This window comes from Pseudomonas sp. P135, assembly GCF_020312125.1.
In the GTDB taxonomy this organism is placed as follows: Bacteria; Pseudomonadota; Gammaproteobacteria; order Pseudomonadales; family Pseudomonadaceae; genus Aquipseudomonas; species Aquipseudomonas fragariae.
On the sequence record NZ_JAGPYR010000010.1, the window covers coordinates 151061 to 174434 of the forward strand.

General features: G+C 60.4%; 20 protein-coding genes. 10 read left to right on the top strand and 10 right to left on the bottom strand.

All coding sequences use genetic code 11. The annotated features are described in order from the left end of the window. Window positions 1-130 precede the first annotated feature (130 nt). Both KBY08_RS17005 and uvrD read right to left on the bottom strand, forming a co-directional pair. On the bottom strand, window positions 131-976 hold the full coding sequence (locus tag KBY08_RS17005) for a Tim44 domain-containing protein (RefSeq protein WP_011269406.1): 846 nt from the start codon (window positions 974-976) through the stop codon (window positions 131-133). Between the two features lie 211 nt (window positions 977-1187). After that, window positions 1188-3371, bottom strand: a complete 2184-nt coding sequence (gene uvrD / locus KBY08_RS17010) for a DNA helicase II (protein ID WP_003367943.1) — start codon at window positions 3369-3371, stop codon at window positions 1188-1190. Between the two features lie 312 nt (window positions 3372-3683). Between uvrD and hexR the strand changes: the two genes are divergently transcribed. Together hexR and KBY08_RS17020 are read left to right on the top strand one after the other, a co-directional pair. Then, window positions 3684-4550, top strand: a complete 867-nt coding sequence (hexR, locus tag KBY08_RS17015) for a transcriptional regulator HexR (RefSeq protein ID WP_003401299.1) — start codon at window positions 3684-3686, stop codon at window positions 4548-4550. 144 nt (window positions 4551-4694) lie between these two features. Then, the gene (locus tag KBY08_RS17020) at window positions 4695-4880 is read left to right on the top strand and encodes a PA3496 family putative envelope integrity protein (RefSeq protein ID WP_003401296.1); all 186 of its coding nucleotides are present in this window, start codon (window positions 4695-4697) and stop codon (window positions 4878-4880) included. Here KBY08_RS17020 and KBY08_RS17025 read toward each other — a convergent pair. Further along, window positions 4834-5784 (bottom strand): LysR family transcriptional regulator, encoded by a 951-nt coding sequence (locus KBY08_RS17025; protein WP_024638995.1) that lies wholly within the window; start codon window positions 5782-5784, stop codon window positions 4834-4836. The genes KBY08_RS17020 and KBY08_RS17025 overlap by 47 nt on opposite strands. A 160-nt stretch (window positions 5785-5944) precedes the next feature. Here KBY08_RS17025 and KBY08_RS17030 point away from each other — a divergent pair, with 160 nt between their 5' ends. Together KBY08_RS17030 and oadA are read left to right on the top strand one after the other, a co-directional pair. Continuing rightward, on the top strand, window positions 5945-7360 hold the full coding sequence (locus KBY08_RS17030; protein WP_003401293.1) for an acetyl-CoA carboxylase biotin carboxylase subunit: 1416 nt from the start codon (window positions 5945-5947) through the stop codon (window positions 7358-7360). A 100-nt stretch (window positions 7361-7460) separates the two neighbouring features. Beyond that, the gene (oadA, locus tag KBY08_RS17035; protein WP_011269402.1) at window positions 7461-9269 is read left to right on the top strand and encodes a sodium-extruding oxaloacetate decarboxylase subunit alpha; all 1809 of its coding nucleotides are present in this window, start codon (window positions 7461-7463) and stop codon (window positions 9267-9269) included. A 152-nt stretch (window positions 9270-9421) separates the two neighbouring features. Here the strand turns inward: oadA and KBY08_RS17040 are convergent, their stop codons facing one another. From KBY08_RS17040 to KBY08_RS17050, 3 genes are read right to left on the bottom strand one after another with little or no spacing between them, the layout of a single operon-like run. After that, window positions 9422-10090: a GNAT family N-acetyltransferase gene (locus tag KBY08_RS17040; protein WP_011269401.1), complete on the bottom strand. Its 669-nt coding sequence runs from the start codon at window positions 10088-10090 to the stop codon at window positions 9422-9424. Between the two features lie 15 nt (window positions 10091-10105). Next, window positions 10106-10552 (bottom strand): GNAT family N-acetyltransferase, encoded by a 447-nt coding sequence (locus KBY08_RS17045; protein WP_024642899.1) that lies wholly within the window; start codon window positions 10550-10552, stop codon window positions 10106-10108. Next, window positions 10549-11187 carry an FMN-binding negative transcriptional regulator gene (locus KBY08_RS17050; protein WP_024642900.1) on the bottom strand — a complete coding sequence of 213 codons (639 nt, stop codon included), beginning with the start codon at window positions 11185-11187 and terminating at the stop codon, window positions 10549-10551. Before KBY08_RS17050 ends, KBY08_RS17045 begins: the two co-directional genes overlap by 4 nt. Before the next feature lie 90 nt (window positions 11188-11277). Here KBY08_RS17050 and KBY08_RS17055 point away from each other — a divergent pair, with 90 nt between their 5' ends. The 3 genes from KBY08_RS17055 (at window position 11278) to KBY08_RS17065 (ending at window position 15113) form a co-directional block, all read left to right on the top strand. Then, window positions 11278-12840, top strand: a complete 1563-nt coding sequence (locus KBY08_RS17055; RefSeq protein WP_111522544.1) for a PLP-dependent aminotransferase family protein — start codon at window positions 11278-11280, stop codon at window positions 12838-12840. 54 nt (window positions 12841-12894) lie between these two features. Next, on the top strand, window positions 12895-14106 hold the full coding sequence (locus tag KBY08_RS17060) for a YeeE/YedE family protein (protein ID WP_054092556.1): 1212 nt from the start codon (window positions 12895-12897) through the stop codon (window positions 14104-14106). A gap of 119 nt (window positions 14107-14225) precedes the next feature. Continuing rightward, on the top strand, window positions 14226-15113 hold the full coding sequence (locus KBY08_RS17065; RefSeq protein ID WP_003316074.1) for a bestrophin family protein: 888 nt from the start codon (window positions 14226-14228) through the stop codon (window positions 15111-15113). A gap of 55 nt (window positions 15114-15168) precedes the next feature. On the opposite strand, the gene KBY08_RS17070 is transcribed toward KBY08_RS17065, so the two are convergent. From KBY08_RS17070 to aspA, 3 genes are all read right to left on the bottom strand, one after another. After that, a complete protein-coding gene (locus tag KBY08_RS17070) occupies window positions 15169-16173 on the bottom strand; it encodes an asparaginase (protein ID WP_111522545.1) in 1005 nt (334 codons plus the stop codon). A 29-nt stretch (window positions 16174-16202) separates the two neighbouring features. Beyond that, window positions 16203-17654, bottom strand: a complete 1452-nt coding sequence (locus KBY08_RS17075; RefSeq protein WP_032654703.1) for an alanine/glycine:cation symporter family protein — start codon at window positions 17652-17654, stop codon at window positions 16203-16205. A gap of 281 nt (window positions 17655-17935) precedes the next feature. Further along, entirely contained in the window at window positions 17936-19360 is a 1425-nt protein-coding gene (aspA, locus tag KBY08_RS17080) for an aspartate ammonia-lyase (RefSeq protein WP_011269395.1), read from the bottom strand. 315 nt (window positions 19361-19675) lie between these two features. On the opposite strand from aspA, the gene KBY08_RS17085 reads away from it, so the two are divergent. Continuing rightward, window positions 19676-20575: a LysR substrate-binding domain-containing protein gene (locus KBY08_RS17085; RefSeq protein ID WP_003401277.1), complete on the top strand. Its 900-nt coding sequence runs from the start codon at window positions 19676-19678 to the stop codon at window positions 20573-20575. A gap of 50 nt (window positions 20576-20625) precedes the next feature. Here the strand turns inward: KBY08_RS17085 and KBY08_RS17090 are convergent, their stop codons facing one another. Beyond that, window positions 20626-21240, bottom strand: a complete 615-nt coding sequence (locus KBY08_RS17090; RefSeq protein ID WP_111522546.1) for a reprolysin-like metallopeptidase — start codon at window positions 21238-21240, stop codon at window positions 20626-20628. A gap of 360 nt (window positions 21241-21600) precedes the next feature. Here KBY08_RS17090 and purE point away from each other — a divergent pair, with 360 nt between their 5' ends. Both purE and KBY08_RS17100 read left to right on the top strand, forming a co-directional pair. Next, entirely contained in the window at window positions 21601-22092 is a 492-nt protein-coding gene (gene purE, locus KBY08_RS17095) for a 5-(carboxyamino)imidazole ribonucleotide mutase (protein ID WP_003340324.1), read from the top strand. 9 nt (window positions 22093-22101) lie between these two features. Next, on the top strand, window positions 22102-23184 hold the full coding sequence (locus KBY08_RS17100) for a 5-(carboxyamino)imidazole ribonucleotide synthase (protein ID WP_003401272.1): 1083 nt from the start codon (window positions 22102-22104) through the stop codon (window positions 23182-23184). Window positions 23185-23374: the final 190 nt, after the last annotated feature.

The window sequence follows — 23374 nt, forward strand, 5'->3', positions numbered from 1 at the left end:
GACACAGATCCTCTCACTTGATGGCGCGGGTTATACAGTAGCGTAAAGCCTTTCTCAAAATAACTATCCGAACGGATAAACAAAAACCCCGGACATGTCCGGGGTTCTGAACGCGAGAACGGGTTCTGGTTCAACCGTTCTGGCGAATTCCTGCCACCAGCCAAGGCTGGTTATCGCCTTGCGGGCGTTCCATGTTCCAGCTTTCGCTGAACACTTCGCCCTGATCGAAACGCGACGTCTTGGACACGCCCGAGAAGGTCAGGGTGGCAATGGTCTTGTCGGCACGATCATCCACACCGTCCAGCTGAACCTGAAGGTTTTCGATGAAGGTCGACTGGAAGCCGTCGCCCAGATCTGCACGTTCCTTTTTCAGGAATTGCAGCATTTGCGGGGTGACGAACTCGGCGATCTTGTCCATCTCGTTGGCGTCCCAGTGCTCCTGCAGCGACTGGAAGTGGCCGCGGGCAGCGTCCAGAAAGCGCTGTTCATTGAACCAGGCCGGTGCGTTGATCACTGGCGCAGCAGAGGCAGGCGACGAACTGCCGAAGATCGGGTTCTGTGCGGGCTGGCTGGTTTCGCGCTGGTACGGCGGCGCACCGGCAGCAGCCATTTTCGGCTGTTGCTGCTGACGACGACGCGCAATGAAGCGGAAGATCAGGAAGGCGATGAGGCCCATGATCAGAATGTCGAACAGTTGCAGGCCGTTGAAGCCGTCACCCATGAACATCGATGCCAGCAGGCCACCGGCAGCGATACCGGCCAATGGGCCCAGCCAGCGCGAAGCACCGCTTGCCGCAGCGGCAGGACGACCCGCAGCGTTAGGCGCTGCCGCAGGTGTGGAAGGCGCGGCCTGACGTGTCTGATGCGTAGGCGCCGAGCCCATGCTCTTGCCGCCACCAAAGCGCGCGGCGTTCACATCCAGGCTCATGGTGAGCCCAATGCACAGCGCCATCGCGATGCTTAGAAAACGTTGCATAAGGGTATTCCCGTTTTGTGATTGCACGCGCGCCATGTTGCACAGCGGATGGCGACATGACCAGCGCGTTAGTGTTTCGGACTTTTACATAAACAGCGTAGGACTTTTCTACGCGCTTCGTAAGATGTGTACGAGGATTATCGTTCCTCACGCTTAGCGCGGGAACGATAGTCAGTGGCAGTCAGGGGCGTATGGACGATGATTGACCGGCCTACAACGGCACCAGCTTCGCGTAGCCCATCATCAGCCACTTGCTGCCCTCGGGGAAGTTGACCTGCACCCGTGCCTGGGCGCCGGCGCCTTCGAAGTTGAGGATCACGCCTTCGCCGAACACCGCATGCTGGACGCGCTGGCCCATGGTGAACTCGGTTTCCGGAATGCCGGTGCCGTTGAACAGGCTGCTGCTGTTGAATTTCGGCGTGCCGCCGAACGGACGGTTGACGCTGTTGGACAGCCGGACTTCCTGAATCAACGCAGGCGGAATCTCCCGTACGAAACGCGAGACCTTGTTGTAGGTTTCGCTGCCGTACAGACGACGCGTCTCGGCGTAGGTCATCACCAGCTGTTTCATGGCCCGGGTGATGCCGACATAGGCTAGACGCCGTTCCTCTTCAAGACGGCCCGGTTCTTCCAGGCTCATCTTGTGCGGGAACAGCCCTTCCTCCATGCCCACCAGGAACACATGCGGGAATTCCAGGCCCTTGGCGCTGTGCAGGGTCATCAGCTGAATGCTGTCTTCATGCTCCTGCGCCTGGGTGTCGCCCGCTTCCAGCGAGGCATGCCCCAGGAACGCTGCCAGTGGCGTCAGGTCTTCTTCGCTTTCGTGATTCTCGAAGGCACGCGCAGCGCTGACCAGTTCCTCAAGGTTTTCTACCCGCGCCTGACCTTTCTCGCCTTTTTCCTGCTCGTGATAGGTAATCAGCCCGGACTGTTCGATCACCGTCTGGGTCATCAGGTGCAGCGGCATTTCCATGACCTTGGCCGCGAGGTTCTCGATCAGCTCGATGAAACCGCCCAGGGCAGTGGCGGCGCGTCCGGTCAGGCCCTTGTTGGCCACCAGCAGGCGCATGGCTTCCCACATGGACACATCGGCATGACGCGCATGCTCGCGAATCGCTTCGACGGTCTTTTCGCCGATGCCGCGCGCCGGCACGTTGATCACCCGCTCCAGTGCCGCATCGTTGCCACGGCCTTCCAGCAAGCGCATGTAGGCCATGGCGTTCTTGATTTCGGCACGCTCGAAGAAGCGCTGTCCGCCGTAGATGCGGTACGGAATACGCTCACGCAGCAGGGCTTCTTCAAGCACCCGCGACTGGGCGTTGGAGCGGTACAGAATGGCGATATCGTTGCGCGAAATACCGGTTTTCAGCGCGCTCTCGATGGTCTCGACCACGTAACGCGCTTCATCGTGCTCGTTGAACGCGGCGTACAGATTGATCAGCTCGCCATCGCCGACGTCGGTCCACAATTCCTTGCCCAGGCGACCACTGTTATTGATGATCAAGCCATTGGCGGCCTTGAGGATGCTCGCCGTGGAGCGGTAGTTCTGCTCCAGGCGGATGACTTCGGTGTCCGGGAAGTCAGAGGAATACTGGTGGATGTTCTCGATCTTCGCGCCACGCCAGCCGTAAATGGACTGATCGTCGTCGCCGACCACCATCAGGCTGTCACCCCCCTGGGCAAGCAGGCGCAGCCAGGCGTACTGCACGGCGTTGGTGTCCTGGAACTCGTCCACCAGGACGTGACGGAAGCGGCGCTGATAATGCGCCAGCAAACCCGGGTTATCGCGCCACAGGTCGAGTGCGCGTAGCAGCAGTTCGGAGAAGTCGATGACGCCGGCTCGCTGGCAGGCGATCTCGTAGGCTTCGTAAACGCTTTTCATGGTGGTCAGGAACAGGTCGCCGCTGGCCTGAATATGTTTCGGGCGCAGGCCTTCGTCTTTCTGACCATTGATGAACCACTGGGCCTGACGTGCAGGCCAGCGTTGTTCGTCCAGGCCCAGCTCGCGCATCACGCGCTTTACCAGACGTTGCTGGTCGTCGCTGTCGAGAATCTGGAAGGTCTGTACCAGCCCGGCTTCCTGCCAGTGCGCACGCAACAGGCGGTGGGCCAGACCGTGGAAGGTGCCCACCCACATGCCAGCCGGGCTGATGCCCATCAGCTGCTCGATACGGTGGCGCATCTCGGCGGCGGCCTTGTTGGTGAACGTCACCGACAGGACCGAATGCGGGGAGGCTTGCTCGACCTGCATCAGCCAGGCGATGCGATGCACCAGCACACGGGTTTTGCCGGAGCCAGCACCAGCCAGAACCAACTGACGACCCAGAGAGGCAGCTACGGCCTGACGTTGGGCATCGTTGAGGGAATTCAGAAGAAGAGAGAGATCATCGCGCATCAGCGCATTCTAGGGTGCCGCGCGATGACGGGCAAACCATGCTTTGCGTCAGGCAATAAAAATGGCGGAGGCGCTGACGACCGGTCGTCGCCTGTCGCCGGGAGCGAATGCGTTGCGTCTACCGTTATTCGTGAACAGTCAGGGTCTGACAGGGAATCCGGCCTAATGTAGGATTATTCCCACAAATGCCGCTGATAAAGCCAGCACAGCCAGCCCGTGACAGCTTCGTTTAACTGGGCGGCTGGCAGGTCATGTAGTATAACTACAAGAAAGCTACAACCCAGCCCACTTCTCTTTTGCCGAGTCTGCCCCTTGAATCTGCTGCAACACATCGCCCAGTCACGTAATCTGCTGCGCAAATCGGAGCTCAAGGTAGCTGACCATGTGCTGCTCGACCCTGCGGCCGTGATGCACAGTTCCATGGCAGACCTGGCGCACAGCGTCGGTATCAGTGAGCCGACCATCGTACGTTTTTGCCGGGCCATTGGCTGCACCGGGTTTCAGGACCTCAAGCTCAAGCTGGCGCAGAGCCTCGCGGCGGGCGCAAGTTTTGGACAGTTCGCGATTCACGAAGACGATTCGGTTGCCGACTACAGCCTGAAGATTTTCGACACCACGCTGCACACGCTCATGGAAGTGCGCGAAAACCTCGACCCCCATGCGCTGCAACTGGCGGTCACGGCCATGGCCGGGGCCAATCGGGTCGAGTTCTACGGGTTTGGCGCGTCCGGCGCAGTGGCCGCTGATGCGCAGCACAAATTCTTTCGTCTACTGCTGACCGCTGCGGCGTATTCCGATCCGCACATGCAGGCGATGTCAGCTGTCACGCTCAAGCCGACGGATGTCGCGGTGTGCATTTCGCAGTCAGGTCGCTCGAAGGATTTGCTGATCACCGCCAATCTGGTCCGCGAGAGCGGCGCGACGCTGATCACGCTGTGCCCCAGCCAGACGCCACTTGCCGAGCTGTCTTCGGTCAACCTGGCCATCGACGTGCATGAAGACACCGAAATCTACACGCCGCTGACTTCTCGCATCGCGCACCTGGTGGTCATTGATGTGCTGGCGATGGGCGTCGCAATGGCCCGCGGCCCAGGTCTGGTCAACCACCTCAAGAGCGTCAAACGCAGCCTGCGCGGCTTGCGCCTGTCACCGAAGTCGATCAAGACCCACGAAGACTGAGCCGATCCCGTTACATCAAATTTCATCGATCTGTCACCTGCGTGCCGCCTGACTGTCACTGTCACGCTCCATTCTGGTGCTCCCACAAAACGTATTGGGAGACAGGACATGGCTCGGCATTACGATGATTTACCTACCAGCACCGTGAAAACCCGCCGTCAGCAGGAAGATCAGCGTCGCATGGAGTTTCGTCGGGCAATTGAAAGCTACAGCGAGGCACGTCAGCTCAATCAGGAGTTGTGCGACTACATGGACGGCATGGACAACGCCGTCTGGCAGGCGATCAAGTTGCCCGCGGTCGACCGTCGAAACGCTCGACAAGCTGGCTGATCTGCGCACGTTCACTGCGGATGAACGCAAGAAACGCATGTGCCACGGGTGAAAGGCGTTTGTCCCCGGCCTGAGCAACACACCAGCTGCGATACAGCGGCAACTCCGCCACGGGCAGCTCCACCAGGGCGCCTGTGGCGAGTTCCTGGCAGACCGCGTGTCGGGTCAGCATCGCCAGGCCCAGCCCGGCAACCACGCATTCACGTTGTGCTTCGCTGGAGGAGACTTCCAGCGTCTGCGTGAAATGCACGCGCTTCTCCTTGAAAAACTCCTCGCAGGCCCGACGTGTGCCCGATCCTGTTTCCCGGGTCAGTAGTGGCCATGGCTCCAGATCTTTCAGATTCAGCGTCGCGCGGCTGCTCAGCGGATGGTCAGGCGGCGCGACGGCGACAATCGGGTTATTCAGGAACGGCAGGAACTCCAGGCCCATGTCCAGCGGCACTGCCGACATCACCACAAGATCATCGCGGTTATCCGACAGGCGCCTGATGACTTGCGCGCGATTGACCACCATCAGGCTCAGGCTGACTTCCGGGTGCTGGCGCTTGAAGGCGGCGAACAGGTGAGGGATGAAGTACTTGCAGCTCGACTCGACGGCGAGCTTCAACTGGCCCTGCAGCGAGCCCTGCATGTCGGAAAGCTGCATGTCGAGACTTTCCAGGCGCCCGAAAATATCCCGACTGGCCTGTTGTAGCGCTTGCGCCGCTTCGGTCAGGTAGAGCTTTTTGCTGACGTATTCGAACAGCGGCTGGCCGATCAGCTCTTCGAGCTGGCGAATCTGCAGGCTGACAGCGGGCTGTGTCAGCGACATCTCTTCGGCCGCACGGCTGTAGGAGCGCAGATCGCACACTTCATTGAAAATGCGCAACTGACGCAATGTCATACGCATCAATGACTTACGCATTTATAAAAGCTTCCTGACGCTGCTGAAGCCTCAACTATAAGCTTTTACTTATGCACCTCCCAACTTTTACTCATTTTTGTTAATCCTCGATTCGGCATAGGGTGGCCCTGCGACATTCAGTCACATACACGGTTACAAGTGTGGGTCGAGGGAAACGTCAGTGATAACAAAAATTCTGATCGCCAACCGCGGGGAGATTGCCGTTCGCATCGTGCGTGCATGCGCCGAGATGGGCATTCGCTCGGTGGCGATCTTTTCCGAAGCGGACCGGCATGCCTTGCATGTCAAACGTGCCGACGAAGCCTACAGCATTGGTGCCGAACCTCTGGCGGGTTACCTGAACCCGCGTAAATTGGTGAATCTGGCAGTGGAGACCGGCTGCGATGCGTTGCATCCCGGTTATGGCTTTCTTTCCGAGAATGCCGAACTGGCCGATATCTGTGCCGAGCGAGGGATCAAATTCATCGGTCCCTCGGCAGAAGTGATTCGCCGCATGGGGGACAAGACCGAGGCCCGGCGCAGCATGATCAAGGCCGGCGTGCCGGTCACGCCCGGCACCGAAGGCAACGTGGCAGATATCGATGAGGCGCTGGCCGAGGGCGAGCGTATCGGTTACCCGGTGATGCTCAAGGCCACCTCCGGAGGCGGTGGACGTGGCATCCGCCGCTGCAACAGCCGTGAAGAGCTCGAGCAGGCCTTCCCGCGGGTGATTTCCGAAGCGACCAAGGCCTTCGGTTCGGCAGAAGTCTTTCTCGAGAAATGCATCGTCAATCCCAAGCACATTGAAGCGCAGATTCTGGGCGACAGCTTCGGCAACGTGGTGCACCTGTTCGAGCGCGACTGTTCGATTCAGCGACGCAACCAGAAGCTCATCGAAATTGCTCCCAGCCCGCAGTTGACCCCCGAACAGCGCGCCTACATCGGCGATCTGTCGGTACGTGCGGCCAAGGCCGTCGGTTACGAGAACGCCGGCACCGTGGAGTTTCTGCTCGCCGAGGGCGAGGTGTACTTCATGGAAATGAACACCCGGGTGCAGGTCGAGCACACCATCACCGAAGAAATCACCGGCATTGATATCGTTCGCGAGCAGATCCGTATCGCCTCCGGTCTGCCGCTGTCGGTCAAGCAGGAAGACATTATCCATCGCGGTTTTGCCCTGCAGTTCCGGATCAACGCCGAGGACCCGAAGAACAACTTCCTGCCCAGCTTCGGCAAGATCACCCGTTATTACGCGCCCGGCGGGCCTGGCGTGCGTACCGACACGGCGATCTATACCGGCTACACCATTCCGCCGTTCTATGACTCGATGTGCCTGAAGCTGATTGTCTGGGCGTTGACCTGGGAAGAGGCCATGGACCGCGGCCTGCGTGCGCTCGATGACATGCGCCTGCAAGGGGTCAAGACCACGGCTGCCTACTACCAGGAAATCCTCCGCAACCCGGAGTTTCGCAGCGGTGAGTTCAACACCAGCTTTGTCGAGAGCCATCCCGAGCTGACCAATTATTCGATCAAACGCAAACCCGAAGAGCTGGCCCTGGCCATCGCCGCCGCCATTGCCGCCCATGCAGGCTTATGAATAAGCAGCTGCAAGTTTCAAGCTACCAGCCGCAAGTAAAAGCCGAGTCGCTCTTACTTGAAGCTTGCAGCTGACAACTTGCAGCTCGAAAGGACTACCCATGACCAAGAAGATCTTTGTAACCGACACCATCCTGCGTGACGCTCACCAATCGTTGCTGGCGACGCGCATGCGTACCGAAGACATGCTGCCGATCTGCGACAAGCTCGACCAGGTCGGCTACTGGTCGCTGGAAGTCTGGGGCGGCGCCACCTTCGATGCCTGCGTGCGTTTTCTCAAGGAAGACCCGTGGGAACGCCTGCGCCAGCTGCGTGCGGCCTTGCCCAATACCCGGTTGCAGATGCTCCTGCGTGGCCAGAACCTGCTGGGCTATCGGCACTACAGCGATGACGTGGTCAAGGCGTTCGTCGCCAAGGCGGCGGTCAACGGTATTGATGTGTTCCGTATTTTCGATGCCATGAACGACGTGCGTAACCTGCGGGTTGCCATCGAGGCGGTGAAAGCGGCGGGCAAACATGCGCAGGGCACTATTGCTTATACCACCAGCCCGGTGCACACCATCGAGGCCTTCGTGGCGCAGGCCCGGCAGATGGAAGCCATGGGCTGTGACTCAGTGGCGATCAAGGACATGGCCGGCCTGTTGACGCCTTATGCCACGGGTGAGCTGGTCAAGGCGCTGAAGGCCGAGCAGTCGCTGCCGGTGTTCATCCACTCGCATGACACGGCCGGTCTGGCCGCCATGTGTCAGCTCAAGGCGATTGAAAACGGCGCAGACCATATCGACACGGCGATCTCCAGCTTTGCCTGGGGCACCAGCCATCCGGGCACCGAATCGATGGTGGCTGCGCTCAAGGGCAGCGAGTTCGACACCGGGCTGGACCTGGAGCTGCTGCAGGAAATCGGTCTGTACTTCTACGCGGTGCGTAAGAAATATCATCAGTACGAGAGCGAATTTACTGCAGTCGACACCCGGGTACAGGTTAACCAGGTGCCAGGCGGGATGATTTCCAACCTGGCCAATCAGTTGAAGGAGCAGGGCGCACTCAACCGCATGAGCGAAGTGCTGGCTGAAATTCCGCGCGTGCGCAAAGACCTCGGCTATCCGCCGCTGGTAACCCCGACCTCGCAGATCGTCGGTACCCAGGCGTTCTTCAATGTGTTGGCCGGGGAGCGTTACAAAACCATCACCAATGAAGTGAAGCTTTACCTGCAAGGCGGCTACGGCAAGGCGCCGGGTCAGGTGGATGAAAAACTGCGTCGTCAGGCGATCGGCAATGAAGAGCTGATCGATGTTCGTCCGGCCGACCTGCTCAAGCCGGAGATGACCAAGCTAAGGGCTGATATCGGCGCGCTGGCCAAGTCCGAAGAGGACGTGCTGACGTTTGCCATGTTCCCGGACATTGGCCGCAAGTTCCTTGAGGAACGTGCAGCCGGGACGCTGGCGCCGGAAGTGCTGCTGCCGATTCCCGAAGCCGGAAGCGTGGCCAGGGCCGGCGGTGAGGGCGTGCCGACCGAGTTCGTTATTGATGTGCACGGCGAAACCTATAGGGTCGACATCACCGGTGTGGGCGTCAAGGCCGAGGGCAAGCGCCACTTCTACCTGACCATAGACGGCATGCCGGAAGAGGTGGTGTTCGAGCCGCTCAACGAATTTGTCGGCGGCGGGGCCAGCAAACGCAAGCAGGCCCACGCACCGGGCGACGTCAGCACCACCATGCCCGGCAACATCGTCGATGTGCTGGTCAAGGAGGGCGATGTGGTCAAGGCCGGTCAGGCAGTGCTGATCACTGAAGCGATGAAGATGGAGACCGAGGTTCAGGCGTCGGTCGCCGGCAAGGTCGTCGCCATCCACGTCGCCAAGGGCGACCGCGTCAATCCGGGCGAAGTGCTGATCGAGATCGAAGGTTGAGCTGACACCCGCGCATCATCCAAAGGTTTACCTCAGGGAAGCACTCGTGGCTTCCCTTTTTTTATTCTGTGCAGGTGCGGCCAGTGGTCACGACTATCGTTCCGCACGCTCCAGCGTGGGAATGCAGTTCTGGACGCTCTGCGTCCTCAGGATTACCGAAACGCCTCAAGCCCCTTGATCTGTTGCCCGTTTTTGAAGTTATCCACAGCCAGCCAGCGCGCAAAGGCGTTCTGCCGCTCAGGCCATTCGCTATCGAGGATCGAATACCACTCGGTATCCCGGCTCTGGCCTTTGACCACCATGTGCTGGCGGAAGGTGCCTTCGTAGCTGAAGCCGAATCGCTCGGCAGCGCGTTTGGAGCGGGCGTTGTTGGCGTTGCACTTCCACTCCAGGCGGCGATAGCCCAGTGCGAAAATCTCTCTGGCCAGCAGGTAAATGGCTTCGGTGCCTTTGGGCGTGCGTTGCATGGCCGCGCCGAAGGTGACATGACCTATCTCGATACGCCCATGGGCAGCGACGATCGACATCAGGCTGATGACGCCTTCGGCCTTATTGGTCTGCTGATCGACCACGGTGTAAAACCACGGATCGGTGGCCGCCTGGTGCCCGACCAGCCACGCACCAAATGCGCCACGGTCACTGAACGGCCCGTACGGCAGATAATCCCACAGCTTCGGGTCCGCATTCGGACCTTCGAGTGCCGCCCACAGGTCATCGGCGTGACGCGCGGCATCGAGTTTTTCCAGGCGAATGAAACGGCCTGTCAGTGTATGGGCCGTGGGCAGTGCAGCGGCTTGCCAGTCCAGCAGGGTGTCGGACATCAGTCACTTCCTGTTTCAGAGTGCTTTACGAAATTGTATGAGGCCGGGCCGTTCGGCGATTCGCTCGTACAACTGAATGGCCGTGGCGTTGGTTTCGTGGGTCAGCCAGTGCACCTTGTCGCAACCGTCTGCCTTGGCCGTGGCGTAGACAAACTCGATCAGTTGCCTGCCGATGCCTGTCCCGCGTTTTTCGGGGGCGACGATCAGATCCTGCAGGTAACAGGCGTTGTTGATGCTCCAGTTGGAGCGATGGTAGATGAAGTTCACCATGCCCACCGCCTCGTCACCCCGCCAGGCGAGCGCCGAGTGAGTCGGCTCGTTCGGGTCCACAAGGCGTTGCCAGGTGTTCTCGCTGACGCCTTCGGCCAACTCGGTGTTGTAAAAGCGCAGGTAGGCCTGCCACAGAGGCAGCCACGCGTGATGATCGTCGACGGTAACGCGGCGAATCCGGATATCGGTCATGAGCTGCTCCCTTCGCTCATCAGGCGAGCGATGTGTTGGTCATTTGCATCCTGGCTTGCGGCAAGGCCGTCGCGCACACCGGCTATGTCCGCAGCGCTGCGATTCTGACTGAGTTTACGTTTGCCCTGCAGCCGCTGCACCGGAATGGCGAATCCGACAATCGCTCCGAGCATCTTCGCGATGTAGTCCGCTGGCGCATCGTCAATGGACCAGGGTTGCGCTCGGTCGGATTCATGGCGATGGGTCAGGTCAGCCAGCAATTGATGCAATTGCGCGGCGTCGGTGAAAACCTCGGCCTGCCCATAAGCATGCACGGCCACATAGTTCCACGTGGGTACGACCTTGCCATGCTCCCTCTTGCTCGGATAGAACGACGGGCTCACGTAGGCATCGCCGCCAGGAAAAATCACCAGTGCTTCGGCACCTGAGCTCAGTTGCTGCCATTGCGGATTGGCTTTGGCCAGATGCCCGTAAAGCGTGCCATACGAACCTTCATCGCGGCGCAACAGCAGCGGCAGGTGGGTTGCCTGCAATCCTTCTGCGCCGTCGGTGACCAGGATCGCCAGGCGCGTCTGCTCCATCTGCTGGTGCAGGCTCGGCGTGTCGTTATCGTTGAAAGCGGCAGGGATGTACATGGGGACTGTTCCTTGGCGAGTGACAGGATCGTAGGCAAGGCATTGGTCTGATGTAAGATCCATTTTTGATCGTTTTAACAGGGCCAATGCATGCCTGATCTCCCCGTTGCGTTTGCGTCCACCCTCACTGGTATCGCGCTGAACCCGAATCAGGGCCTGAGCAAGCAGCTTTATGGGTTGTTGCGCCAGCAGGTCCTCGATGGGCGTCTGAGCGGCGGCACGCGTCTGCCAGCCAGTCGCGATCTGGCGCATTCACTGGGCATCTCCCGTAACAGCGTCATACGCGCCTATGACCAGCTGTATGCCGAGGGTTTCATCGAAGGACGCGTTGGCGACGGTACCTATGTTGCGCAGCTCGCGGAACCAGGCGATGCGTCTCGGCGTGCGAGCCGTAAAAAACTATCCACCAACTTACCCACAGGTGTATCCACAGGGTTACGCACAGGTTTGTCCACAATCGCGGCTGAAATGCCGTCGGATTCCTGCTGTGAAGTTATCCACAGCCCGGCACTGGCGCTGCTTGAAAAACATCATCTGCATGAACCTCCGGCGGGTCAGCCACGAGCCTTTCGGGTAGGCGTTCCGGCGTTCGATCTTTTCCCCTTTGCCTTGTGGGGCAAGCTGTATGCCGCTTTTTGGCGCAAGCCGGACCGTGCCCAGCTCGGTTATGGGTCGGCAGCGGGAGACCCGCGGTTACGCGAATTGATCGCGGTCTACCTGCGCTCATCGCGTGGGCTGCCGTGCAGTGCTGAGCAAATTGTGATCACCAGTGGCGCGCAGCATGCGATCAGCCTTTGTGCACAGTTGCTTCTGACGCCGGGCGAGGGCGTTGCCGTGGAGAATCCGGGTTATCGGGCGGCCGGTCATGCGTTTGCACTGGCAGGTGCTCGATTGCACGGCGTGGCTGTGGATAACGAGGGCATGCGTTGCGCCGACCTTGAGCAGGCAGACTGTCGACTGGCCTACGTGACGCCTTCACACCAATACCCGACCGGCGTGGTGATGAGCCTGGCGCGGCGCCTGGAATTGCTGGCCTGGGCCGAGAGGCACAAGGGCTGGATCGTCGAGGATGATTACGACGGTGAGTATCGCTACAGCGGTTCACCCTTGGCCCCCCTGGCCGCGCTCGACCGCAACGCGCGAGTGCTGTACGTCGGGACGTTTGGCAAAATCGCCTTCCCGGCGCTGCGCCTTGGGTATCTGGTGTTGCCAGAGCCACTGGTGCCGGTGTTCAGCCAGCGCAAGGCCGTGGACATGCGTCATACCGAAATAGGGGTTCAGGCGGTCATGGCGCAATTCATTGCGTCGGGTCATTTTCAACGACACATACGTCGCATGCGCCGTGCGGCGCTCGGTCGTCGCAATGTGCTGCTGGATAACTGGCCTGCCGATATCCCGGGATGCTCGGCAATGCCCCGAGTGGTTGCCGGGCTGCATGTCATGGTCAAGGTCGACAGCGTGGCGCGCGAGCAGGCGCTGATTGCCAAGGCCAATGGCGTCGGTGTCGAAATGAATGCCCTGAGTGATTACTGGCTGCCTGACTCCACTGAGCCTGTGGATAACCGCGCCGGGCTGGTACTGGGCTTTGCCGCAGTGCCCGAGGACGAAATGCTCGATGCATTGAACAGGCTGCGCGAGGCCTGGTCCGAGTAGTCCCGTTGGCAGGCGTATAATCTGCGCTTACTGTTACCTGTCCTTGAGATACCCATGAACAACTCTCTTACTGCAACACCCGGACGCAAGTTCGGCGCGCCGCTGGCTGCGCTGTTCCTGCTGCTGATGGGTGCCCAGTTCCTTCTGCTCAGTGTCGGCACCCGCCAGGTGATGCTGTGGATCGTCGGCGCGGCGTTGGGCGTAACGCTGTATCACGCGGCATTCGGTTTCACCTCGGCGTGGCGGGTGTTCATCCGCGAGCGGCGGGGTGCTGGCCTGCGCGCGCAAATGGTCATGCTGGCGGTCGCTGTGGTGCTGTTTTTCCCGGCACTCGGTGCGGGCACGCTGTTCGGCCAGCCAGTCACCGGCCTGGTTGCGCCTGCCGGGGTTTCGGTCGTCGTCGGCGCGTTCATTTTCGGCATCGGCATGCAGCTGGGCGGTGGCTGTGCGTCCGGCACACTGTTCACTGCCGGTGGTGGCAACGCGCGGATGCTGGTGACGCTGCTGTTTTTCATCCTCGGCTCACTGATTGCCACCCATCACGTCGACTGGTGGTTTGCCCTGCCTTCGTTCCCGGCGGTGTCGGTGGTCAAGACCTTCGGCGTGCTGCCTGCGCTGCTGGTCAATCTGGCGCTGTTCGGCTTGATCGCGCTGGTGACCGTCAAGCTCGAAAAGCGCCGTCACGGCCAGCTTGAAGTGCCGCCAGCCACGGACCATCGTGGCCTGAGTCGCGTGCTGCGCGGGCCGTGGATTCTGGTCTGGGGCGCTGTCGCGCTGGCACTGCTCAATTACGCAACGCTGGCGTTGGCCGGTCGCCCGTGGGGCATCACCTCGGCGTTCGCGCTGTGGGGCGCGAAAGCGGCCAGTGGTCTGGGCGTGGACGTCGGCAGTTGGGTGTTCTGGCAGAGCGCTGCGAACGCCAAGGCGCTGGCGGCTCCGGTGTGGGAAGACATCACCAGTGTGATGGACATCGGCATCATGCTCGGTGCCTTGCTGGCGGCAGGCCTGGCGGGTCGTTTTGCGCCCAGCCTCGACATCCCCACGCGCTCTCTGGTGGCGGCAGTCATCGGCGGCCTGTTGCTCGGCTACGGCTCGCGCCTGGCCTACGGCTGCAACATCGGTGCGTACTTCAGCGGCATTGCCTCCGGCAGCCTGCACGGCTGGCTGTGGCTGGTGGCGGCCTACGCCGGTAACGTGATCGGTGTCCGCCTGCGGCCGGTTTTCTTCACCGGCGAGCGTCCTCAGGTGGCTCTTAATGGCTGCTGAAAACGTCTGAAACCCCGAGATAAGCGGGCCGCTTGCGAACCAACTGCCGGTTTCGTATTCAAAGGCCATGCGGTAACTGTGCGTATGCGGTTCGCTTATTTTTCGATGGGGTGGTTCTTTTGCAGCAAACGATCATTTCGAAAATCCGTTTTCTCGGCAAGACCATCGGCTATGTAGGATGGTCGCTTTTCTGGCTGTTGATCTGGGACGTGATTGTCACGGTCGACTTCATGCTCTACCTGGAACGCAAGATCACCTTGCCGTCCATGCCGTTGACCCTGCTGGGCTCGGCGCTGGTGGTGCTGACCAGCTTTCGCAATTCAAGTGCCTATAACCGCTGGTGGGAAGCCAGGACGCTGTGGGGTGCGCTGGTCAACAGTTCACGCAGCTTCGCTCGGCAAGTGCTGACGCTGGTCGAGGATGACGACGGGATCAACCCGGTCAAGGCCACGCTGTTGCGTCGTCACGTCGCCTATGTGAAGTGCCTGTCTGCGCACCTGAAGGGCGCCAAGTGTGGTGACGAGGTGCAGATGCTGATCCCTCGCGAGGAATTCGAACGTCGTCACGACACCAACAATTTTCCTAACGACCTGCTCAATACGTCGGCGGCGCTGTTGGCCAAGGAGTATCAGGCCGGGCGGCTCGACAGCATTCGTCTGGCGCGTCTGGAGTCGACCATGGTGGATATCTCCAATTGTCAGGGCGGCATGGAGCGTATTGCCAATACACCGTTGCCTTATCCGTACGTGGCCTTTCCGCGCCTGTTCATCACGCTGTTCTGTCTGATCGTACCGATTGGCCTGGTGGAGACCCTTGGCTGGTTCACGCCACTGGCGTCGACGGTGGTGGGTTTCATGCTGTTGGCGATCGAGAAGATCGGCACCGACCTGCAGAGCCCGTTCCGTGCCAGTGAACATGAGATTCAGATGACGGCGTTGTGCGAAAACATCGAGCGCAATCTGGATTCGATGCTCAGGGGCGCGCAGGAAGAATGCAAGGCTTCATGAAGGGGTGAGGCGTCGCGCGAGTGCGTGACGCCTCGGGTAAAGCAGAGGCAGCCGCTTAACGCAGCTCGCCGCACAGGTCCAGTTCGACCAGGCGGCGGACCTCTTCGGTCGTCAGGCCGGCGCCCAGCAGCGCATGCAGTTTGCCGAGCGCTGCTTCACGGGTCATGCCACCACCGGAGAGCACGCCTGCACCGCGCAGACGGCTGCCCGCTTCGTAGACATCAAGTTCGACACCGCCCTCATGGCACTGGGTAATCGCTACCACACAGATACCCAGCGCTCGTGCGTTCTCCAGACTGGCCAGAAATTGCGGATCGTCACTGGGGCCGGTGCCGCTGCCGAAGCATTCGAGCACCAGACCGCGGATACCACTGTTGATCAGACCGTCCAGCTGGGCAGCACCGACACCGGGAAACAGCGGCAATACCGCCACTTCTGCCAGTGTCTTCGTCTGGCGATAGTTCAGTGCGTCAGGGAGCGAAATCACCGCATGGCCACCCCGCGAGCGTTGCAGCGGTGCGAAGGGTTGACGACCGAAGCTGCGAATTTTCGCGCAGCGTACGGGTGTCATCAGTTGCCCGTGGAAATACAGCTGAACGCCTGACACCAGACCCGAACCCAGCGCCAGCAGAGCGCCGTTGACGTTTTCCCAGGCATCGCTGTCCTGCACGCCGGCAGGCAGCATCGAACCGGTGAACAGCACCGGCGCGCTGAACCCCAACAACTGGAAGCACATCGCCGCTGCGCTGTACGCCAGGGTGTCGGTGCCATGCAGGACCAGCACCGCATCGCAGCCGTCGACCTCAACCGCCTCGATCACCGCCGCGCGCAGGCGCAGCCAGTAGGAAGGCGTCATGTTGGCGCTGTCGATCAGCGGCGCCATCTCGCGAAAGCGCCACTGCGGCACCACCAGTTCCGGGTGCTCGGCCAGTTGCCCGGCCATTCGCGCTTCGAAACCGGAGGCCGGTGCCAAGCCGTTGGCGCTGGCCTGCATGCCGATGGTGCCGCCGGTGTAAAGAACCATCACGCGTTGGGCGGGTTGTTGTGCGTCATCAGGCATGGCTCTTCTCCGGCGTAGTGTCGCGGTGGTTATCGTGCTTCGGGCGCAGGCTTGGCTGCCGCTTCGGCATCCTGCGTCGACTGACGGGTCGGATTGGCTGGCCATGCGTTGCGGTCCAGGTCCAGATCAGGGAACTGACTGGAATCGAACACCGGCGTCTTGACCCCGGCCCGACGTTGCGCATCGTAGTCATTCAAAATGCGCTTGACGACTTTGAACAGCATGGCGAGGGCGATCAGGTTGACGAACGCCAGCATGGTCATGGTGATGTCGGCGAATGCCAGTACATCTTTCAGGTCGACGACGGCACCCCACATGATCAATACCAGTACCGCGATGCGGTAGATGATGATGGTCTGCATCTTCTCGCCGAACAGGAACCGCAGGCTGTTTTCGCCCAGGTAGTAGTTGTAGAGAATCGAGGTGAAGACGAACAGTGCCAGCGCTACGCTGATAAACACCCGGCCCCAGTCTCCGACCACGGCTGCCAGCGAGTTCTGTGCCAGAACGATGCCGTTGCCGTCGTAGCCGATGTCGTAGATACCGGACAGAAGAATCAGCAAGGCGGTGCAGGTGCAGATCACGAAGGTGTCGAGGAACACGCTGAACGCCTGAACCACGCCCTGTGCCACCGGGTGCTCGACCTGTGCCACGGCAGCCACGTTGGGAGCACTGCCCAGACCGGCTTCGTTGGCGAAGACGCCACGTTTGACGCCCATCACGATCGCGCTGCCGATCAGGCCGCCGAAGACCGGATCAAGGCCGAAGGCGCTTCTGACGATGGTCATCAGCATGCCGGGAACGTGGTCGATCTGCAGGACGATGACGTAGATGGTGACCGCGATGTAGATCAGGGTCTTGACCGGAACCAGCAGGTCGGAAATCGCCGCGATACGCTTGATGCCGCCGACGAACGCCAGGCCCAGCAGCACGACCAGGCAGATGCCGGTGGTTCGGGTGTCGACGTTGAACGCGCTTTTCAGCGAGTCGGTCACAGCGTGCGATTGCAGGCCGTTGAAAGCAAAACCGAAGGTCACCAGCAGCAGTACGGCCATGACCATGCCCAGCCAGCGCTTGCCCAGACCGTGCTGGATGTAGAACGCCGGACCGCCACGGAACTGGCCTTCGGAATCCTTGCGCTTGTAGAGCTGAGCGAGTGAACACTCGATGAAGCTGCTGGCCATGCCGACCAGTGCGGTCACCCACATCCAGAACACGGCACCCGGCCCGCCGAGCGTCACGGCAATGCCGACGCCTGCGATGTTACCGGCACCGACGCGGCCCGCCAGGCTGAGCATCAGGGCCTGAAACGAACTCAATTGTCCCGCGCTGCTGCGCAGACTGTCGCGAAAAACCGAGAACATGTGGAAAAAGTGTCGAAACTGAACGAAACGCGAGCGGATCGTGAAGTAACTACCCAGGCCTACGATAAGGACGATCAGTACCTTACCGGAGAGAAAGTCGTTAATCATTTCCAGCATTTTTGTTATTCCTCGCTACTTTTGAGGGGGCGCACTATACCGGTGCAAAGTTTTTACGTCTGTAGTCGCTTTCTTGGACGGCTGATTCTTCATTCGCGACGATGAATGAATACTTCCACGGATGGCTCCGCAAAAGTAGGGTGCCGAAGGCTCTGGGTCCAGTGTCGGAGCCCTTTGCTGCAGGCAAAAAAAAGGGTCTGGAGAATCACTCCCAGACCCTCAAAAAATTGAGGGGTGTCTAGGCCCTCAATCTGGTGAGCAGGTTGCGCAGGTCATTCCTGTCAGGCCTTCAAGGGGGCCAGACGCGGAGCGATCATGTTTTCCGGGCGCAGGATGTCGTCGAGCATGGCGTCGTCGAGCAGACCTTCCTCACGCACCAGTTCCAGCACGCCGCGGCCGGTTTCCAGCGCGATGCGGGCGATACGGGTGGAGTTCTCGTAACCGATGTAAGGGTTCAGGGCGGTGACCAGACCGATCGAATGCTCGACCAGCTCGCGGCAGCGCTGTTCGTTGGCCGTGATGCCGACGATGCAGTGCTCGCGCAGCATGTCCATGGCGCGCTGCAGCAGGCGGATCGAGTCGAAGATCTTGTAGGCGATCAGCGGCTCCATCACGTTGAGCTGCAATTGTCCGCCTTCGGCAGCCATGGTCAGCGACAGGTCGTTGCCGATGATTTCGAAAGCCACCTGATTGACCGCTTCCGGGATCACCGGGTTGACCTTGCCGGGCATGATCGAGCTGCCTGGCTGGCGTGCCGGCAGGTTGATTTCGTTGATGCCGGTGCGCGGGCCGCTGGACAGCAGGCGCAGGTCGTTGCAGATTTTCGACAGCTTGACCGCAGTACGCTTGAGCATGCCCGAGAACAGCACGAAGGCGCCCATGTCTGAGGTCGCTTCGATCAGGTCGGCGGCAGGCACCAGAGGCTGGCCGCTGATGAGCGCCAGACGATCGACCGCCAGCTTCTGATAGCCGGGGTCGGCGTTGATGCCGGTACCGATGGCGGTTCCGCCCAGGTTCACTTCGGTCAACAGCTCGGGGGCCAGGCTGCGCAGGCGGTTGAGGTCTTCGGTCAGGGTGGTGGCGAAGGCGCGGAATTCCTGACCCAGAGTCATCGGAACGGCGTCCTGCAACTGGGTACGGCCCATCTTCAGCACGTGGTTGAATTCTTCGCCCTTGGCGGCGAACGCCTGAATCAGGCTGGACAGGCTGGCGAGCAGGGCGTCGTGACCCAGCAGCAGACCCAGACGGATCGCAGTGGGGTAGGCGTCGTTGGTCGACTGCGCCATGTTGACATCGTTGTTGGGGTGCAGGTGTTTGTAGTCGCCTTTCTCGAAACCCATGGTTTCCAGAGCGATGTTGGCGATGACTTCGTTGGCATTCATGTTGGTGGACGTGCCAGCGCCGCCCTGGATCATGTCGACCACGAACTGATCATGGAAGTCGCCGCGGATCAGGCGCGCGCAGGCCTCGCTGATGGCCGCATGCTTGGCAGCATTGAGGTGTCCGAGCTGATGGTTTGCATCCGCCGCCGCCTGCTTGACCATGGCCAGCGCCACTACCAGTTTCGGGTAGTGCGAAAGTGGCACGCCGGAGAGGTGAAAGTTGTTCACCGCTCGCAGGGTCTGGATGCCGTAATAAGCGTTGGCAGGTACTTCGAGAACACCAAGCAGGTCTTTTTCGATGCGCGATGATGCAGGCGAGGACATGATAAAAAAAGTCTCAAAAAGGCACGGACAATGCCGGAACGCCACGAATAGTGGGCTTGCCGCCCTCGGTTGACCAATGCTGTTAAACGCTGGCCTATGCAAGAACGGCATAATCAGGGTGTGACCTGGATTCCGTTCAGTGCGTAAAGGGGGCAAAATGTCGCACCTGTGCGCTCGTTTGGTCGCTCCTGCTGCGCCGTCCGGGCATGTATCCGCGCCGCGTCGCCGGGCGTCCCACTGTGACGCTGCAAATCGGTGCCACTGGGCATGCGCAATTGCCTGTCGAAGCCGTCATCCATTGTCCGGGAGGACCTGATGAATCTGGAAAGCAAATGGCTGGAGGATTTCAGCGCCCTGGCCGCCACTCGCAGCTTTTCTCAGGCCGCCGAGCGTCGCTTCGTGACCCAGCCGGCATTCAGCCGGCGGATTCGCAGTCTGGAGTCGGCGCTGGGGCTGACGCTGGTCAATCGCTCGCGTACCCCCATCGAGCTGACCGCCGCCGGACAATTATTTCTGGTTACGGCCCGCACGGTGGTTGAGCAACTGGGCGAAGTCGTGCGCCATCTGCATCACTTGGAAGGTGGGCAGGGCGAGGTGATGCAGGTAGCTGCGGCGCATTCGCTGGCGCTGGGGTTCTTTCCGCGCTGGATCGCCCAGTTGCGCAACGAGGGGCTGAACATTGCGACCCGTCTGGTGGCGACCAACGTCGGTGATGCGGTGCATGCGTTACGTGAAGGTGGCTGTGACCTGATGCTGGCGTTCTACGATCCCGATGCCGCGCTGCAGATGGACGCGGAAATCTTCCCCTCGCTGCATCTGGGGCATACCGAGATGTTGCCGGTCTGTGCCGCCGATGCCGAGGGGCGACCGTTATTCGATATGGAAGGTGAGGGCAGTGTGCCGCTGCTTGCCTACAGCACCGGGGCCTTTCTCGGACGCTCGGTGAACCTGTTGCTGCGTCAGCGCAATCTGCGCTTCACCACGGTGTACGAAACGGCGATGGCTGACAGCCTGAAAAGCATGGCGCTTGAAGGTCTGGGCATCGCCTGGGTGCCGCAGCTGAGTGTGCGCGCCGAACTGGCGCGCGGTGAGCTGGTGGTGTGTGGCGGGCCGCAATGGCATGTGCCGCTGGAGATTCGCCTGTACCGCTGCGCATTGGTGCGCAAGGCCAATGTGCGTCTGCTTTGGCGCAAGCTTGAGAGTGCGGCTTCGTAGGACGAGGCAAGCGTGGCCTGGCGTGTGAGGCATAACGTCAGGCCGATTGCTCAGCGAACAGACAGGTTGTCGACGTATTCGCGGATCAGTTCCTTGTTGGCGTCGCTGAAGTAATAGCAGGGGATAATCGATGTAGTGGAGTTTTCCCACATTGTCGTCTGGCATGGAAAACCGGTTGCAGCCTCATGTTCAGCACCAAACAGGTGACCGACCTCATGTGGCAGCGTGTTGTAATCTTTAAGGGACGCCATTGCGACGTTATGGCTCGTTGCCGTGACGCCGTGTACTGTCCCGTTGATTTTATTGGAAGTGATCAGCACATATTTATGCCGCTCCGAAGGGCGCGGCAGGTTCTTTGCGTTTGCATATTCGATGCTCTCCCTGGACAACCGGTAGAGCACAGTGTCCAGCTTCTCCCCGCGATAGGCGAAGTTTGTCAGGCCCGGTTCGTTTTCGATGAACGTGACCGTTGTCCTGCGCCCGGTGATTTCCTCCAGCTGAGCGAGCAGGGGATTCAAGTAGCTGTCCGCCAGTTCAGCGCGTTCATGTTTTGTAAGTTGATCGTGCATGATCAGGAACAGTCCCAGATTGGGACCGCCGGCGCTGGCAAACGGCAGGTAAAAAAAGACGGCCAGTGACAGCCAGATTTTCAGTGTGTTCTTCATGGGTACGTTCTCATCCTTGAGCGTCAGGTTAAATAGCGACTTCAAATGTCGACGAGGCAGTTAAACAAATACTGTTTGTGTCTGACAGTCGCACTCTGCGCCTGACACGGTAGGGCATGGGCTGTCATGACGTAAGATGCACAGGCTCCCTTGGGGACTGCAGGCACTGTCTGCGTCGACGTCTTGCAGGGCTGCTGACAGAAGGTGATTGCAGGTGCTTTAAACGCCCCACTTTGCGGTATACTGCGCGGCCTTTGGCCGGTTAAATCGGTCATTATTCGTACAACAAGCCACGCCGGTTCCCCCGCGTGGCTTGTTGTTTTCAGACGCGCCTGCGGGCGCCCGATGAGAGGCACGACGATGAGCGCACTGGTTGGCGTGATCATGGGCTCCAAGTCCGATTGGTCCACCCTTAGCCACACCGCCGATATGCTGGAAAAGCTCGGCATCCCTTTTGAAGTCAAGGTGGTGTCAGCTCACCGCACACCGGATCTGCTGTTTCAGTACGCCGACGAAGCGGAAGGCCGTGGCATTGAAGTGATCATCGCCGGTGCCGGCGGTGCCGCTCACTTGCCGGGCATGTGCGCTGCCAAGACCCACCTGCCTGTGCTGGGTGTTCCGGTGCAGTCGTCGATGCTTTCGGGGGTCGATTCGCTGTTGTCGATCGTGCAGATGCCGGCCGGTATCCCGGTCGCGACCCTGGCCATCGGCAAGGCGGGTGCAATCAACGCAGCGCTGCTTTCAGCCAGCATCCTTGGCGCAAAGCACCCGCAATTCCACGCAGCGCTGAAGAAATTTCGCACTGAACAGACAGACAGCGTCCTGGATAATCCAGACCCACGCCACGCCTGAGGTTTTTCCATGAAGATCGGTGTAATCGGTGGCGGCCAGCTGGGCCGCATGTTGGCATTGGCAGGTACGCCGCTGGGCATGAACTTCGCCTTTCTCGATCCCGCGCCGGACGCCTGTGCTGCGGCACTTGGCGAGCATCTGCGTGCCGATTACGGCGATCTGGATCATCTGCGTCAGTTGGCGGATGAAGTCGATCTGGTGACCTTCGAGTTTGAAAGCGTTCCCGCCGAGACCGTGGCGTTTCTGTCACAGTTCGTACCGGTCTATCCGAGCGCCGAGGCGTTGCGCATTGCGCGTGATCGCTGGTTCGAAAAGAGCATGTTCAAGGACCTGGACATCCCGACGCCGGCATTCGCCGATATCCAGTCGCAGGCCGACCTGGATGCCGCGGTAGCCAGCATCGGTCTGCCTGCCGTGCTCAAGACCCGCACCCTGGGTTATGACGGCAAGGGCCAGAAGGTCCTGCGTTCGGCGGCCGATGTGGTCGACACATTCGCCGAGCTGGGCAGCGTGCCCTGCCTGCTGGAGGGCTTCGTGCCGTTCAGCGGTGAAGTGTCGTTGATTGCCGTGCGTGCGCGTGATGGCGAGACCCGGTTCTACCCGCTGGTGCACAACACGCATGACAGCGGCATCCTGCGTCTGTCCATCGCCAGCACCGATCATCCTTTGCAGTCACTGGCCGAGGACTACGCCGGCCGCGTTCTGAAGCAGCTGGATTACGTGGGTGTGCTGGCATTCGAATTCTTTGAAGTCGACGGTGGCCTGAAAGCCAACGAGATCGCGCCGCGCGTGCACAACTCCGGTCACTGGACCACCGAAGGCGCCGAGTGCAGCCAGTTCGAAAACCACCTGCGTGCGGTTGCCGGTCTGCCGCTGGGCTCTACGGCCAAGGTCGGTGAAAGCGCCATGCTCAACTTCATCGGTGAAGTGCCCGCAGTGGACAAGGTCATCGCGGTCGAAGACTGCCATCTGCATCACTACGGCAAGGCCTTCAAGGCTGGCCGCAAGGTAGGACACGCCACGGTCCGCAGCGTAGACCGCGCAACGCTGGATCGTCAGGTGAAGTTGGTAGAGTCGCTGATCAAGGGCTGATCCGGCCCACGGCTAGCGTGCCGATGCTCCGCGTTGGCATGCAGTTCTCGACACTCCGCGTCCTTTTGCGACGCGGAGCGTCGAGAACTGCATTCCCACGCAGTGGACTGCCCCCCGAAAGTTGGACAGTTTTAGCTCGCCGCCTGAGCCCTGTATTTTACGGGGCTCAAGCCGTTTAGCTTCAGCTTGA

Excerpts from the sequence above, each read along its gene's own strand:
- KBY08_RS17005 (WP_011269406.1), bottom strand. The coding sequence starts at position 976 with ATGCAACGTTTTCTAAGCATCGCGATGGCGCTGTGCATTGGGCTCACC.
- uvrD (WP_003367943.1), bottom strand. The coding sequence starts at position 3,371 with ATGCGCGATGATCTCTCTCTTCTTCTGAATTCCCTCAACGATGCCCAA.
- KBY08_RS17025 (WP_024638995.1), bottom strand. The coding sequence starts at position 5,784 with ATGCGTAAGTCATTGATGCGTATGACATTGCGTCAGTTGCGCATTTTC.
- oadA (WP_011269402.1), top strand. The coding sequence starts at position 7,461 with ATGACCAAGAAGATCTTTGTAACCGACACCATCCTGCGTGACGCTCAC.
- KBY08_RS17040 (WP_011269401.1), bottom strand. The coding sequence starts at position 10,090 with ATGTCCGACACCCTGCTGGACTGGCAAGCCGCTGCACTGCCCACGGCC.
- KBY08_RS17045 (WP_024642899.1), bottom strand. The coding sequence starts at position 10,552 with ATGACCGATATCCGGATTCGCCGCGTTACCGTCGACGATCATCACGCG.
- KBY08_RS17050 (WP_024642900.1), bottom strand. The coding sequence starts at position 11,187 with ATGTACATCCCTGCCGCTTTCAACGATAACGACACGCCGAGCCTGCAC.
- KBY08_RS17055 (WP_111522544.1), top strand. The coding sequence starts at position 11,278 with ATGCCTGATCTCCCCGTTGCGTTTGCGTCCACCCTCACTGGTATCGCG.
- KBY08_RS17060 (WP_054092556.1), top strand. The coding sequence starts at position 12,895 with ATGAACAACTCTCTTACTGCAACACCCGGACGCAAGTTCGGCGCGCCG.
- KBY08_RS17070 (WP_111522545.1), bottom strand. The coding sequence starts at position 16,173 with ATGCCTGATGACGCACAACAACCCGCCCAACGCGTGATGGTTCTTTAC.
- KBY08_RS17075 (WP_032654703.1), bottom strand. The coding sequence starts at position 17,654 with ATGCTGGAAATGATTAACGACTTTCTCTCCGGTAAGGTACTGATCGTC.
- aspA (WP_011269395.1), bottom strand. The coding sequence starts at position 19,360 with ATGTCCTCGCCTGCATCATCGCGCATCGAAAAAGACCTGCTTGGTGTT.
- KBY08_RS17085 (WP_003401277.1), top strand. The coding sequence starts at position 19,676 with ATGAATCTGGAAAGCAAATGGCTGGAGGATTTCAGCGCCCTGGCCGCC.
- KBY08_RS17090 (WP_111522546.1), bottom strand. The coding sequence starts at position 21,240 with ATGAAGAACACACTGAAAATCTGGCTGTCACTGGCCGTCTTTTTTTAC.
- purE (WP_003340324.1), top strand. The coding sequence starts at position 21,601 with ATGAGCGCACTGGTTGGCGTGATCATGGGCTCCAAGTCCGATTGGTCC.
- KBY08_RS17100 (WP_003401272.1), top strand. The coding sequence starts at position 22,102 with ATGAAGATCGGTGTAATCGGTGGCGGCCAGCTGGGCCGCATGTTGGCA.